The organism is Methylobacterium sp. WCS2018Hpa-22 (assembly GCF_031843785.1).
GTDB lineage: Bacteria > Pseudomonadota > Alphaproteobacteria > Rhizobiales > Beijerinckiaceae > Methylobacterium.
On sequence record NZ_JAVTJA010000009.1, the window covers coordinates 1 to 13,070 of the forward strand.

Sequence of the window (13,070 nt, forward strand, 5' to 3'; positions counted from 1 at the left end):
ACGACAACGAGGTCGTCGCGGCCCTCTCCCCGCGTGCGGGGAGAGGGGATGTGCTCCTCTGGCCCAGCCAATCCATTGTGCGCGTCATGCGCCAGCCCGATACCCACACATCTCCATCCGCGCCCGCATGTGCCCCGGCGCAGGGGCCTCGACCAAGATCGGCGGCTTCTTGGGGTAGAGCGGCAGGGTCAGCGCGCGGGCGTGGAGCTGCAGCCCGGGTCCGCCCGAGCGCGGGGCGGTGCCGTAGATCGTGTCGCCGAGGATGGGCCAGCCCTTGGCGGCGCAATGGACGCGCAACTGATGCGTGCGGCCGGTGACCGGGCTGAGGGCCAGCCAGGCGAGGCTCCTGTCCGCCGAGCGGCCGAGAACGCGCCATGTGGTCAGCGACGGGTCACCGGCCGGGTCCGTTTTCATCCACCACGAGCGCGGGTCGTCCGAGCGGCGGGCGAGGGGGAAGTCGATGCGGCCCTCGTCCTCGGCGGGATCGCCCTCGACGATGGCCCAGTAGGTCTTCCCCACCGTGCCGCTCGCGGCGAACAGCTTGTTGAGACGGGCCAAAGCTTTGGCATGACGGCCCAGGGCGAGGCAGCCCGACGTGTCGCGGTCGAGCCGATGGGCCGCCTCGGGACGACGTGGCAGACCGAAGCGCAAGGCATCGAGATGGTCGGTCAGGGTCTCGCCGCCCTTCGGGCCGGGATGGACAGGCAGTCCCGCCGGCTTGTCGATGACGAGGACAAGGGCATCGCGGTAGAGGAGACGCGCGCCTATGTCTGTTATGCGGTGTTCCACTGGGGCATCGGCTGACGGCATCGCCCTGCGCTACTCATGCGGGGTCGAGGGAGCAAGTGGGAATGAGCGAAGACAAGAGGCCGGGCTGGTTGCTGCGGCGGATGTTCGGGAAGAAGGAGGAAGCGTGGCCGCCCGAGCCGGTCCCGGTCCAGCCGCCCGATCCCAAGCCGGAGCGGAAACCCGAAACGGCCATCGAGCCGGCATCGCCTCCCATCGCGTCTCCCGCCTCGGAATCGGAAGGCCAGCCCGACTTCGCCACGGGCGCGGACGACATCTCGGCGATCCCGCTGCCCCCCAGCGAGCCCGCGCCCGCCGACCCGGACAAGAACACGATCCCCGACGAGATCGAGGGGGCAGACCTGCAGCCCATCGCGGGCGCGGATGAGCGTCCGCCGGCCGGTACGGCGGGAGATGATCCCGCGCGCGGAGCGGAGAAGGCCGACACCACGACGGTCGCCTTCGCACCGGAGCCCGCCCCGGTCCCGGCCCCCACGCCCGAGCCAGTTACCGAACCCGAACCGGCCTCCGAGAAGCGCGGCTGGTGGAGCCGCCTCACCGGGGGCATGAAGCGCACCTCGTCGGCTTTGTCCGAGCGGGTGACCGGCCTCTTCACCAAGCGCAAGCTCGACGCGGACACGCTGGAGGAGCTGGAAGACGCCCTGATCCAGGCCGATTTCGGCATCGACACCGCCATGCGGATCTCGGAGGCCGTGGGCAAGGGCCGCTACGAGAAGGGCATCTCCCCGGATGAGGTCCGGGCCATCCTCGCCGCCGAGGTGGAGCGGGCGCTGACACCCGTCGCCATTCCCCTCACCATCGACACGACGAAGAAGCCGTTCGTGATCCTGATGATCGGCGTCAACGGCGCGGGCAAGACCACCACCATCGGCAAACTCGCCCTGAAGCTGAAGGGGGAGGGGCACAGCCTGATGCTCGCGGCGGGCGACACGTTCCGCGCCGCGGCCATCGAGCAGCTCAAGGTCTGGGGCACGCGCACCGGGGTTCCGGTGGTGTCGGGCGCGCAAGGAGCGGATGCCGCCGGCCTCGCCTTCGAGGCCTTCCAGCGGGCCAGGACCGAGGGCACCGACGTGCTCCTGATCGATACGGCCGGCCGGCTCCAGAACAAGACCGGGCTGATGGCCGAGCTCGAGAAGATCCTGCGCGTCATCCGCAAGATCGACGCCGAGGCGCCCCATGCCGTGCTCCTCGTCCTCGATGCCACCGTGGGCCAGAACGCGCTGAGCCAGGTCGAGCTGTTCTCGAAGGCGGCCAACGTCACCGGCCTCGTCATGACCAAGCTCGACGGCACCGCCCGGGGCGGCATCCTCGTGGCGCTGGCCGCGAAGTTCGGCCTGCCGGTGCATTTCATCGGCGTCGGAGAAGGCGTCGAGGATCTCGAACCCTTCGCCGCGCGGGACTTCGCGCGGGCCATCGCGGGGTTGGACAAGGACTGATCGCAAGGGGGACCCGCATGGGCGGCCATGCGCAAGCGGTTGCCGTCGTGGTACCACAGATGGTACCATGACGGATGCGGATCGTTGAATTTCTGGATGCGAAAGGCCGCAGTCCTTTCGCCGACTGGTTCGATCGACTCGATCCGCAATCCGCAGCCAAGGTGACCGTCGCATTGGTGAGAATGGAGCGAGGCAATCTTTCGAGCGTCAAGTCGGTCGGGAATGGCGTTCTGGAATATCGCATCGATTCCGGGCCTGGATACCGACTCTATTTCGGCCGCGACGGAGACGTTCTGATCATCCTGCTGACAGGCGGGACGAAGCGGCGGCAGCAAGCGGATATCGCCGCGGCTCACGCATCTTGGTTGGAGTACAAGCGGCGCAAGGCAGAGGAGACATCATGACCCTGACGCGCAGCTTCAGAGAGACGGTGAAAGCGCGTGCCGAGCGCGACCCGGCATTCCGAGAGGCACTTCTGACAGAAGCGGTGGATCAGTTCCTGGCCGGAGAACTCGATACGGGAAAGGCAGTACTGCGCGACTACATCAACGCAACGATCGGTTTCGAACGGCTGGCCATGGAAACTGGTTCTTCGTCCAAGAGCCTGATGCGCATGCTGAGCCCGACCGGCAACCCGACAGCAAGCAACCTGTTCGCCGTGCTCACGACGGTTCAGAAGGCAGCCGGCCTGAAACTCGCCGTGGCGGCGGGCCGCTGACGCTACGGGCGATCCTCCTGCAGAGCCCCCGGTCGATCTTTGGCGCTGCCTGACGCGCTATGAAAGCCGGGGCGACTGTCCTACATCCGGCGTCCCGCCCGGCGCCGCTTTGCGTCCGGGCGTGCCGAACCACGAGCCGCTCACGATCATGACCCTGCCCATCGAATCCGTGCCGCCGCGCCGCCATCTCGACCCGGTGCCGAAGCTCGCCCTGGAAATGGGGCCGCTGGTGCTGTTCTTCCTGCTGAACTCGTTCGGCACGCGGTTCGGCCTGAGCGAGGACAGCAGCACCTTCATGGCCATCGGGGTGTTCGTGGTGGCGACGGTGGTGGCTCTGGCCATCCACTTCGCGCTGCTGCGACGGCTGCCGATCATGCCGCTGGTCTCAGGAATCGTCGTGCTGGTCTTCGGCGGCATGGCGCTGGCGCTGCACGACAAGACGTTCTTCGTGATCAAGCCGACGATCGTGAACGCCCTGTTCGGCGCCATCCTCCTCGGCGGCCTGCTGTTCGGGAAATCCCTGCTGTCGGTGGTGCTCGACTCGGTCTTCGACCTGACCGAGGAGGGCTGGCGCAAGCTCACCTTCCGCTGGGGATTGTTCTTCTTCGCCCTGGCCGCCATCAACGAGGTGGTCTGGCGGACGCAGACTTACGCCTTCTGGGCCAATTTCAAGGTGGTCGGCATCATGCCGCTGACCATCCTGTTCGCCCTGTCGCAGACCCCGCTCCTGATGCGCTACGACCGCAAGGCCGAGGCGAAGCCCGACGTCTAGGGAAAGCTTGTCGACGGATCAGGGTTTCGCGGTGGCCGTCCTCTCCGCCGCCCGGATCTTTGCGAGCACGGCGGCGTAGTTCTCTGCCGTGACGATCCCGACGAGCTTGTCGCGGATCAGACCGTCGGGGCCGATGATGAAGGTTTCCGGCACGCCGTAGACGCCGAAATCGATTCCGGTGCGACCGGTGGAATCCATCCCCACCGCCTGGAACGGGACGCCGCTGCGCGACAGGAAGCGGCGGCCGTTCTCGGGTGCGTCCTTGTAGTCGATGCCGACGAGGTTCACGCCCGGCTCACGCGCCAGCCGCATCAGTTGCGGATGCTCGATCTGGCACGGGGCACACCACGACGCCCAGAAATTGACCACCGTCACGCGGCCCTTGAGGTCGGCGCTGGAAAGACCGGGAACGGCCTGGCCTTCGCCGCCGACGAGGTTGGGCAATGCCGGCAACGAGAAGGCCGGCACAGGCAGTCCGATCAGCGCCGAGGGAATCGCGGCCGGGTCCGCCCCGGATCGCAGGCGGATGAAGAAGACCAGGGCCAGCGCCGCGAAGATTACCAGCGGCGCGATGACGAGGAGCGACCGGCGCACCGGCGCCGACGAGGATGCGGCGCTCACGGGCGCTCCCCCCCATCGCCCTGAAGGGCCGCGAGCGCGTGTTTTTGCGCCCGATGATCGCTGAGCGAGCGCCAGATCAAGGCGCCGATGACGAGGGCGGTGAAGGCGTAGGCGCCGAGGATGAAGCCGGCATGCGGCCCGAGGGAAGCCATCGCTCAGACTCCCCGGATCGCCTGGCCGAGGGGCCGGGCCGGACGCGGATCGGCATCCAGTCGCTCGGCCTCGCGGATGGTGAGCGCCCGGACCCGGCGGCGCAGGATCTCCGTGCGCATGGCGTAGAGATGCAGCGTGATCCCGAGCAGGGTGAAGGCGAGGATCATCTCGAGCAGGGGGTAGAGCATCGAGGGATCGATGCTGGAGCCGCCCATGCGCATGATCGAGGCCGGCTGATGCAGCGTCGACCACCAGTTCACCGAGAACTTGATGATCGGCAGGTTCACGGCGCCCACCAGCGTCAGGATCGCGATGGCGCGCGCGGCCCGGTTCGGATCCTCGATCGTGCGCCACAGGGCGATGATGCCGCAATAGATCAGGAACAGGATCAGCATCGAGGTCAGGCGCGCGTCCCAGACCCAGTAGGTGCCCCACATCGGCTTGCCCCAGAGCGAGCCGGTGACGAGGCAGATCAGGGTGAAGGCCGCCCCGATCGGCGCCGCGGCGCGCTGCGCCACATCCGCGAGGGGGTGGCGCCAGACCAGGGTGCCGATCGCCGAGATCGCCATCGACCCGTAGAAGAACACGCCGAGCCAGGCCGCCGGCACGTGGATATACATGATCCGCACGGTCTCGCCCTGCTGGTAATCGGGCGGGACCACGAACCAGGTGAGGTACAGGCCGATTGCGAGCAGCACGGCTGAGAGCCCCGCGAGCCAGGGCATCACGGGGCCGGTCCAACGCAGGAAGTGACCGGGATGGGCAAGACGTGTCCACATGGTCCGTGGACCTAGCCCAAGGTGCGGTGCAGCATCAATGCGGGCGTTACGCGCAGTCCGGCCGCGTCGATCATTTCTTCGCGCACGCCCTCGATCTCGGCTATGCCGACGCCGCGCATTTCACCCGCGCCTTCCGTGGCTGGACCGGCCTGCCGCCGACGGAATGGCGCCGTTTGGCGGCCGGATTGGAAACGCGGCCGTCGATGGGGCGTTGAGCCGACGCCATGCTCGACAAAGCCCTCTACTACGCCCTGACCTTCGCGGAATCGCTCCTATCCGTGGTCGGCATCCGTGCCACCTACGAGCAGCCGCGCTACGAGGTGGTCGAGCAATTGCCCCGCAACGTCGAGATCCGCCGCTACGAACCGCGTGTCGCGGTCGAGACCGACATGGCGGATCCGGGCGATGCCGAGGCGTTTCGCCGGCTGTTCCGGTACATCACCGGCTCCAATGGCGGAGACGACCGCATCGCGATGACGGTGCCGGTGGAACAGGGCACCCTGATTGCCATGACCGTGCCGGTGGAGCAGGGCGGCGATCTGCGCGTCATGCGCTTCTTCCTGCCCGCCGCCATCGCGAAGGCCGGACCGCCGGTCCCGACCGACCCGGCGGTCCGCATCACTCGGCTGCCTGCCGCGACCTTCGCCGCGCTCCACTTCTCCGGCACACTCGATGCGAGAGCCCGTGAGAAACGCGAGGCGGTTCTCCGGCAGGTCCTGGCGAAGATGGCCCGCGAGACGACGGGCCCGTCGAGCGTCCTGAGCTACGATCCACCCTTCGCGATCCCTTTCCTGCGGCGCAACGAGATCGTCATCCCGGTCGCCGAGGGGCGCTGATCATTCCGACCAGCGCAGGGCCGCGGCCGCCGCGAAGGTCCCGATCACCGCCGCGATCAGGCTGAGGGCCGACAGGATCAGCAAGGGCGTCGTGAAGGGCACCGTGCCGCCGGATGCCGCCTCGGTCGCGGAGACGCCGAAGATCAGCGTCGGGATCATCAGCGGCAGCACCAGGACGGCGAGGATCAGGCCGCCCCGGCGGATCGACGCGGTGAGCGCGGCGCCGACGGCGCCGATGAAGGTCAGGGCCGGCGTCCCCAGCAGCAAAGTCAGGGAGGTGGCGCCCATGGCGGTGCCGTCGAGGGCGACGAGCAGCCCAAAGAGCGGCGAAGCCAGTGCCAGCGGCAGGCCGGTGGTGAGCCAATGGGCGACCACCTTGGCGAGCACCACCATCTCCATCGGCGCGGGAGCGCCGGTCATCAGGTCGAGGGAGCCGTCCTCCTCGTCGGCCTGGAACAGGCGGTCGAGGCCGATCAGGGTGGCGAGCACCGCCGCGAGCCAGAGGATGGCCGGACCGATCCGCGAGAGAAGATTGAGGTCGGGCCCCAGCGCGAACGGCACGAGGGCGACGATCATCAGGAAGAACACCAGCGACAGGGCGCCCGAGCCGCCGACGCGGGCGGCGAGCTGCAGGTCGCGGGCGATGAGAGCGCGCATCACGCCGATCACCACCACACCTCCGAATCGGCAGCATTCCCGCTGGCCGGGGCGGGTGCGGGTTTTAACGCCTCGTCGATGCGCAATTCGCGGGCATCGTCCAGGCCGAGGGACTGGTGGGTGGCCGCCACGATGAGGCCGCCCTCGGCCCGGTGCCGCGCCATCAATCCGGCGAGCACGGCCTGAGAGGCGGTGTCGAGGGCCGCCGTCGGCTCGTCGAGCAGCCAGAGGGGCCGCCGGCAGACGAGAAGCCGGGCGAGGGCGACGCGGCGGCGCTGGCCGGCGGAGAGGTAGGCCACCGGCAACCGCAGGGCATGGCCGAGCCCGAGTTCGTTCAACGCTTCGTCCGGGCTCGCGGTGGGCGCGCCGAGGAGGTCGCGGGCGAAGGTCAGGTTCTCCTCCGCCGTCAGCGGGCTTTTCAGCCCGTCGCGATGGCCGACCACGTGGAGACATTCGGCCAGCGTCGACTCGCCCACGTCGGCAACCGCGATGGTGCCGGCATCCGGCTTCAACCGGCCGGCGAGAAGGCTGAGCAGGGTGGATTTTCCCGCGCCGTTGCGCCCCGTCACCATCAAGGCCTCGCCGGGGCCGAGCGCGAAGGACAGACCCGAGAAGATGCGGCGCCCGGAGCGGCGGGCGGCGAGGTTCGTAGCGGTCAGCCGCACGGGGCGCCCTGTCGGCCGCCGGCGACGGCACGCCTCCAACTGCTCACGGGGACTGCGGCTTTCACGTCTCGCGCGGGCGGCGCGGGCTTCCTCTCCTGGAAGGCTACTGGATTTACGCATCTGCTCGACAGCCGTTCCCTCGATCCAGGAGGGTTGGCATGAGGCGCAGCGGAACTCCCTCTCCTGGAAGGAGAGGGCTGGGGTGAGGTGTGGTCCATCCCCGGAGAGGTCACACACCTCACCCTGTCCCTCTCCTTCCAGGAGAGGGGACCCGAGCCGCCCGCGAGAGGCGTGAATGCCGTAGCCGGAAGAGGGCGCCTGTCACGCCTCATACCGACGTGAGGGTTCTGACTCGTTGGCAGTTTTGTGGATGGGGCAAACCGCTGCATCGCAAGGGTAAGAGGATCGTGCGCGACGGCCGCGATCACAATGCATACCGAGCGAGGAGTTCCGAGATGGGAACGGAGTCGCTTTTCCCCGCCTTCAGGTCGGCAAGCCGCCGCTCGGCGATTTGAACGTCCGCACGATCCTCAAGGTAATCTAGGATCGCGTCGCGGGCGTCTTCACGCGCGTCTTGGCCTGTCCGCCGACCATGCGCATCCATATGCGCTTCGATCTCCGGGGGCAGGCGAAAGGCGATCATGGAATGCTCCGGCATGGCCGCCTGCATAGCTCGCGCACCGAGGCTCGTCCACGTTCTCCCCGACACTCCTGCGCTCGTGTCACAGCAGGGCGTAGCGGCCAGTTTCGAAGTGTTCTATACGGGGCGCAGGCTGCGCCGCGCGAGTCCCGAGCGTCCAAATCGCTCGTCGCGCAACATCCTGTCCGGGCACCCCCGGAGCGGCGCGCGCTTTTTTTAGAAGCGCTCCAGCCGAACACGACTTCGTGGCGCAGGTCATGCCTGCGCGTGTTCGACAACCGCTCGTGAGGAAGAAACAAGCCGTGGCATCACTCGACAGCTTTCACTCCCGCCAGACCCTCACCGTCGGCGACAAATCCTACACCTACTACTCCATCCCCCATGCCGAGCAGGCCGGCCTCGCCGATGCGACGGCTTTGCCCTTCTCGATGAAGGTCATCCTCGAGAACCTGCTGCGGTTCGAGGACGACCGCTCGGTGAAGAAGGACGACATCTCCGCCACCGTCGCGTGGCTCGGCAACCTCGGCAAGGTCGAGACCGAGATCGCCTTCCGCCCCTCGCGCGTGCTGATGCAGGACTTCACCGGCGTGCCCGCCGTGGTGGATCTCGCCGCAATGCGCGACGCCATGGTCGCTCTCGGCGGCGACCCCCAGAAGATCAACCCGCTGGTCCCGGTCGATCTCGTCATCGACCACTCGGTCATCGTCGACGAGTTCGGCACCCCGAAGGCCCTGGCCGACAACGTGGCGCTGGAATACGAGCGCAACGGCGAGCGCTACACCTTCCTGAAATGGGGCCAGTCGGCCTTCGACAACTTCTCCGTCGTCCCCCCCGGCACCGGCATCTGCCACCAGGTGAACCTCGAGTTCCTGTCGCAAACGGTGTGGACCAAGACAGAAGACGGCACCGAGCTCGCCTATCCCGACAGCCTCGTCGGCACCGATTCGCACACCACCATGGTCAACGGCCTCGCCGTGCTCGGCTGGGGCGTGGGCGGCATCGAGGCCGAGGCCGCCATGCTCGGCCAGCCGCTCTCCATGCTGATCCCGGAAGTCGTCGGCTTCAAACTGTCGGGCAAGCTGCCCGAGGGCACCACCGCCACCGACCTCGTGCTCACCGTGACGCAGATGCTGCGTAAGAAGGGCGTGGTCGGCAAGTTCGTGGAATTCTACGGCCCCGGCCTCGACGACATGGCGGTGGCCGACCGCGCCACGATCTCCAACATGGCCCCCGAATACGGCGCCACCTGTGGCTTCTTCCCCATCGACCAGAAGACCATCGACTTCCTCAAGGTGACCGGCCGCGCCGACGACCGGATCGCCCTCGTGGAGGCCTATGCCAAGGCTCAGGGCATGTGGCGCGACGCGCAGACCCCGGACCCCGTCTTCACCGATTCCCTCTCCCTCGACATGGGTGACGTGCGTCCGTCGCTGGCCGGCCCCAAGCGGCCGCAGGACCGGGTGCTGCTGGACGGCGCCAAGCCGGGCTTCGCCCAGTCCATGGAGACCGAGTTCAGACGAGCCGCCGACATCGCCAAGCGCTACCCCGTCGACGGGGCGAATTACGATATCGGCCATGGCGACGTGGTGATCGCCGCGATCACGAGCTGCACCAACACCTCGAACCCGAGCGTGATGATCGGCGCGGGGCTCCTCGCCCGCAACGCCGTCGCCAAGGGCCTGCGTTCCAAGCCCTGGGTGAAGACCTCCCTGGCGCCGGGCTCGCAGGTGGTCGCCGAGTATCTGGAGAGCGCGGGCCTGCAGGCGCCCCTCGACGCCCTCGGCTTCAACCTCGTCGGCTTCGGCTGCACCACCTGCATCGGCAATTCCGGCCCGCTGCCGGCGCCGATCTCGAAGGCGATCAATGACAACGACGTGGTCGCGGCGGCCGTGCTCTCCGGCAACCGCAACTTCGAAGGCCGCGTGAACCCCGACGTGCGCGCCAACTACCTAGCCTCGCCGCCGCTGGTCGTCGCCTACGCGCTCGCCGGCTCGATGCAGATCGACATCACCACCGAGCCGCTGGGCATCGGCTCCGATGGCCAGCCGGTCTATCTCGCCGACATCTGGCCCTCCACGGCAGAGGTCGCCGAGTTCATCGAGGCCAACATCACCTCGACCCTGTTCAAGTCGCGCTACGCCGACGTGTTCAGCGGCGACCATTACTGGAAGGCCGTCGAGGTCACCGAGGCCGAGACCTTCAAGTGGGATTCGACCTCCACCTACGTGCAGAACCCACCCTATTTCGAGGGCATGACCAAGACGCCGGCGCCGATCACCGACATCGTCGATGCCCGCATCCTCGGCCTGTTCCAGGATTCCATCACCACCGACCACATCTCTCCGGCGGGTAACATCCGCGCGGCCTCGCCGGCCGGCGCCTACCTGCAGGAGCATCAGGTCCGGGTGCAGGACTTCAACCAGTACGGCACCCGCCGCGGCAACCACCAGGTCATGATGCGGGGCACCTTCGCCAACATCCGCATCAAGAACCAGATGGTCCGGGACGAGAACGGCAACGTGGTCGAGGGCGGCTGGACCCTGTTCCAGCCGTCCGGCGAGCGGATGTACATCTACGACGCCGCCCAGAAATACGCCGAATCCGGCACGCCGCTCGTCGTCTTCGCCGGCAAGGAATACGGCACCGGCTCGTCGCGCGATTGGGCGGCCAAGGGCACGAAGCTCCTCGGCGTCCGCGCCGTGGTGGCGGAGAGCTTCGAGCGTATCCACCGCTCGAACCTCGTGGGCATGGGCATCGTGCCGCTGGTGTTTCAAGGCGAGACGTCCTGGGCGTCGCTCGGCCTCAAGGGTGACGAGACCGTCAGCCTTCTCGGCCTCTCGGGCGACATCAAGCCGCGCCAGACCATGATCGCCGAGATCACCTCGGCCGACGGCACCAAGACAGAGGTGCCGCTCACCTGCCGGATCGATACGCTGGACGAGCTGGAATACTTCCGCAACGGCGGAATCCTGCCCTATGTCCTGCGCTCGCTGGCGGCGTAAGCCTACGATGCGAGGAAGGCCCTCCCCGGTCAGGGGAGGGCCTTTCGGCCCGGACATTCCACCGGAATCTGAGCCGCCTTTGCAATCCCTCGAAACACCGTCCGATGGCGGTCGTTTCGGCCGTCCTATGGCGGTTGCGGGCGGCTCGAATTACGGGCCGCGCGGGCCTATGGATGTGGCCTGCGCCGTGTCCCCATCTGTGAACTCCCGCCACAATAGCACCAGGGCCGCCATCACCGCCGGGCCGAGGAAAAGCCCGAGCAGACCGAACGTCTCGACCCCGCCGAGGATGCCGAGCAGCACCCAGAGGAAGGGCAGGCGGGTGGTGCCGCCGATCAGGACCGGCCTCACGAAATGGTCGGCGACGAAGGTGACGACGAAGCCTGCCACCACCACCACCGCCGCCGGGATCACCGCCCCGCCAGCGAGCAGGATCAGTGCGGCAATGCCGAAGACCAGCGGCGCTCCGAAGGGGATCATCGCCGCCACCGCCGTCAGCGCGCCGAGCAGGACCGGATGCGGCACGCCCGCAAAATAGTAAACGATTCCAAGGAGAACGCCTTCGCCGAGGCCGACCAGCACCAGCCCATCGACGGTGCCATGGACGGAAGCCACCATCTGGCGGGCCACCCGCTCGCCGCGCGGGCCAAACAGGCGGGCGCTCGCCGTCAGCGACTGCCTGATGACAGTTCGCCCGTCACGGAACAGGAAGAACAACGTCAGCAGGGTGAAGCCGAATAGCACAACCCGGCGAACGACTTGAGCCCCGAGGCTCTTGGTCAGGCCGATCGTGGTCGAGTTGTCGAGCTTGTGCAGGATCTCGGACCCGGCGGACGGGTGGCTGAGAGTCTCGCTCCACCATGCGCTCGCTTTGGCCGCACCGTAGGGAAGGTGGGACAGGAATTCCGGTACGGGGATACCGCTGCGCTCGGCCGACTTGGCCCAGGCCATCGCGTCATGGGCCTCCCGCGCCGCCTGTACCCCGAGGACCACCAGGGGCGCGAGGAAGACCAGCGCTACCGCCAGGGTGAACAGGCTCGGCAGCAGGATGTTGTGGCCACCGGGCGGCCAGCGCCGTTCCGCCTTCGCATAGAGCGGCCAGAGCGCGATGGCGAGGATCACGGCCCAGGCCAGCGCCGGAAGGAACGGGTGGAGCACCCACAGGCCGAGGGCGGACAGCGCCAGGACCAGGGCGATGCGCGCGCCTCCTTGGGCGCGGCTGCGATGGTCCGTCGGCAGTTCCGCCGCATCGACGGATGTAGGTCGTTCCATTCTCGTCACCTCTGCCGCCTCCTGGCATGCCTCACGCTCGATGGTTTCGCGCAGGAAGTAGAGCACAGGTCCACGCCGAACGGACGCGCCTCCGCATGTAGGTCAAGGCATCGACGGGCGGAATGGTCCGGGGCGCCCCGCAGGCGCACGAAGGCGCGAGCCCGAGCCGAGTATCTGTCAAGGTTGCCCGGCACCACCCCCTCGTGTAAGGGACCGCCTTCGATCGGAAGCGGCGCGACGCCGCTTCGGGGGCATGCTGCGCGACCCGGGGGGCGCCGGGTTCACGCGCCAGCCTCGGACCGGCCGCGCCCGCCAGGGGATCCGACACCGGATCTGCCACGGCGCGCCACAGAGAAGAAAACGGCGAGAACGCATGTCTGACCAGCCGACAACCGCTACGTTCGACCGCGTCGCGGACATCATCGCCGACACCGCCGACATCCCGCGCGACACCATCTCGCCCGAGAGTCACGCCATTGAGGATCTCGGCATCGATTCGCTCGCCTTCCTCGACATCGCCTTCGCGGTGGACAAAGCCTTCGGCATCAAGCTGCCGCTGGAGCGTTGGACCCAGGAGGTCAACGAGGGCAAGGTGCCGGCCGAGGAGTATTTCGTGCTGAAGAACCTCTGTGCCCGCATCGACGCGCTGGTGGCCGAGAAGGCCGCCAAGGCCTGAAGGGCGAGCCCAGCGGCCGAGCCTTTGAGTGTCCAG

At 67.8% G+C, this 13,070-nt stretch carries 16 protein-coding genes; 8 read left to right on the forward strand and 8 right to left on the reverse strand.

Annotated elements, in window-relative coordinates; all coding sequences use genetic code 11:
* Window positions 1-84: 84 nt before the first annotated feature.
* Window positions 85-810, reverse strand: a complete 726-nt coding sequence (locus RQI43_RS13200) for an RNA pseudouridine synthase (protein WP_311275434.1) — start codon at window positions 808-810, stop codon at window positions 85-87.
* 41 nt (window positions 811-851) lie between these two features.
* On the opposite strand from RQI43_RS13200, the gene ftsY reads away from it, so the two are divergent.
* The 4 genes from ftsY to RQI43_RS13220 all read left to right on the forward strand — a co-directional run bounded on the left by ftsY (window position 852) and on the right by RQI43_RS13220 (window position 3,733).
* Window positions 852-2,243, forward strand: a complete 1,392-nt coding sequence (gene ftsY / locus RQI43_RS13205) for a signal recognition particle-docking protein FtsY (protein ID WP_311275435.1) — start codon at window positions 852-854, stop codon at window positions 2,241-2,243.
* Between the two features lie 74 nt (window positions 2,244-2,317).
* Entirely contained in the window at window positions 2,318-2,647 is a 330-nt protein-coding gene (locus RQI43_RS13210) for a type II toxin-antitoxin system RelE/ParE family toxin (protein ID WP_207413744.1), read from the forward strand.
* The gene (locus RQI43_RS13215; protein ID WP_311275436.1) at window positions 2,644-2,961 is read left to right on the forward strand and encodes a transcriptional regulator; all 318 of its coding nucleotides are present in this window, start codon (window positions 2,644-2,646) and stop codon (window positions 2,959-2,961) included. Before RQI43_RS13210 ends, RQI43_RS13215 begins: the two co-directional genes overlap by 4 nt.
* Before the next feature lie 154 nt (window positions 2,962-3,115).
* On the forward strand, window positions 3,116-3,733 hold the full coding sequence (locus RQI43_RS13220; protein WP_311275578.1) for a septation protein A: 618 nt from the start codon (window positions 3,116-3,118) through the stop codon (window positions 3,731-3,733).
* Window positions 3,734-3,751: 18 nt separating this feature from the next.
* On the opposite strand, the gene RQI43_RS13225 is transcribed toward RQI43_RS13220, so the two are convergent.
* The 3 genes from RQI43_RS13225 to RQI43_RS13235 are packed head-to-tail and all read right to left on the reverse strand — an operon-like array spanning window position 3,752 to window position 5,286.
* Window positions 3,752-4,354 (reverse strand): DsbE family thiol:disulfide interchange protein, encoded by a 603-nt coding sequence (locus RQI43_RS13225; RefSeq protein ID WP_311275437.1) that lies wholly within the window; start codon window positions 4,352-4,354, stop codon window positions 3,752-3,754.
* Complete coding sequence (gene ccmD / locus RQI43_RS13230; RefSeq protein ID WP_311275438.1) at window positions 4,351-4,506, reverse strand: heme exporter protein CcmD; 156 nt, start codon at window positions 4,504-4,506, stop codon at window positions 4,351-4,353. Before ccmD ends, RQI43_RS13225 begins: the two co-directional genes overlap by 4 nt.
* Window positions 4,507-4,509: 3 nt before the next feature.
* Window positions 4,510-5,286, reverse strand: a complete 777-nt coding sequence (locus RQI43_RS13235) for a heme ABC transporter permease (protein ID WP_056427478.1) — start codon at window positions 5,284-5,286, stop codon at window positions 4,510-4,512.
* On the opposite strand from RQI43_RS13235, the gene RQI43_RS13240 reads away from it, so the two are divergent.
* A complete protein-coding gene (locus RQI43_RS13240) occupies window positions 5,277-5,501 on the forward strand; it encodes a helix-turn-helix domain-containing protein (RefSeq protein WP_311275439.1) in 225 nt (74 codons plus the stop codon). The two genes, RQI43_RS13235 and RQI43_RS13240, sit on opposite strands and share 10 nt — an antisense overlap.
* 9 nt (window positions 5,502-5,510) lie before the next feature.
* Window positions 5,511-6,122 (forward strand): heme-binding protein, encoded by a 612-nt coding sequence (locus tag RQI43_RS13245; protein WP_311275440.1) that lies wholly within the window; start codon window positions 5,511-5,513, stop codon window positions 6,120-6,122.
* On the opposite strand, the gene ccmB is transcribed toward RQI43_RS13245, so the two are convergent.
* From ccmB to RQI43_RS13260, 3 genes are all read right to left on the reverse strand, one after another.
* A complete protein-coding gene (ccmB, locus tag RQI43_RS13250) occupies window positions 6,123-6,779 on the reverse strand; it encodes a heme exporter protein CcmB (protein ID WP_311275579.1) in 657 nt (218 codons plus the stop codon). It lies immediately after the preceding gene.
* 8 nt (window positions 6,780-6,787) lie between these two features.
* Window positions 6,788-7,444, reverse strand: a complete 657-nt coding sequence (gene ccmA / locus RQI43_RS13255; RefSeq protein WP_311275441.1) for a heme ABC exporter ATP-binding protein CcmA — start codon at window positions 7,442-7,444, stop codon at window positions 6,788-6,790.
* Window positions 7,445-7,868: 424 nt separating this feature from the next.
* Window positions 7,869-8,087, reverse strand: a complete 219-nt coding sequence (locus tag RQI43_RS13260) for a CopG family transcriptional regulator (protein ID WP_311275442.1) — start codon at window positions 8,085-8,087, stop codon at window positions 7,869-7,871.
* A gap of 299 nt (window positions 8,088-8,386) precedes the next feature.
* Here RQI43_RS13260 and acnA point away from each other — a divergent pair, with 299 nt between their 5' ends.
* Window positions 8,387-11,086 (forward strand): aconitate hydratase AcnA, encoded by a 2,700-nt coding sequence (gene acnA / locus RQI43_RS13265; RefSeq protein ID WP_311275443.1) that lies wholly within the window; start codon window positions 8,387-8,389, stop codon window positions 11,084-11,086.
* A gap of 150 nt (window positions 11,087-11,236) precedes the next feature.
* Here acnA and RQI43_RS13270 read toward each other — a convergent pair whose 3' ends face one another.
* Complete coding sequence (locus RQI43_RS13270) at window positions 11,237-12,358, reverse strand: AI-2E family transporter (RefSeq protein ID WP_311275444.1); 1,122 nt, start codon at window positions 12,356-12,358, stop codon at window positions 11,237-11,239.
* Between the two features lie 373 nt (window positions 12,359-12,731).
* On the opposite strand from RQI43_RS13270, the gene RQI43_RS13275 reads away from it, so the two are divergent.
* Window positions 12,732-13,034 carry an acyl carrier protein gene (locus RQI43_RS13275; protein ID WP_018044158.1) on the forward strand — a complete coding sequence of 101 codons (303 nt, stop codon included), beginning with the start codon at window positions 12,732-12,734 and terminating at the stop codon, window positions 13,032-13,034.
* Window positions 13,035-13,070: the final 36 nt, after the last annotated feature.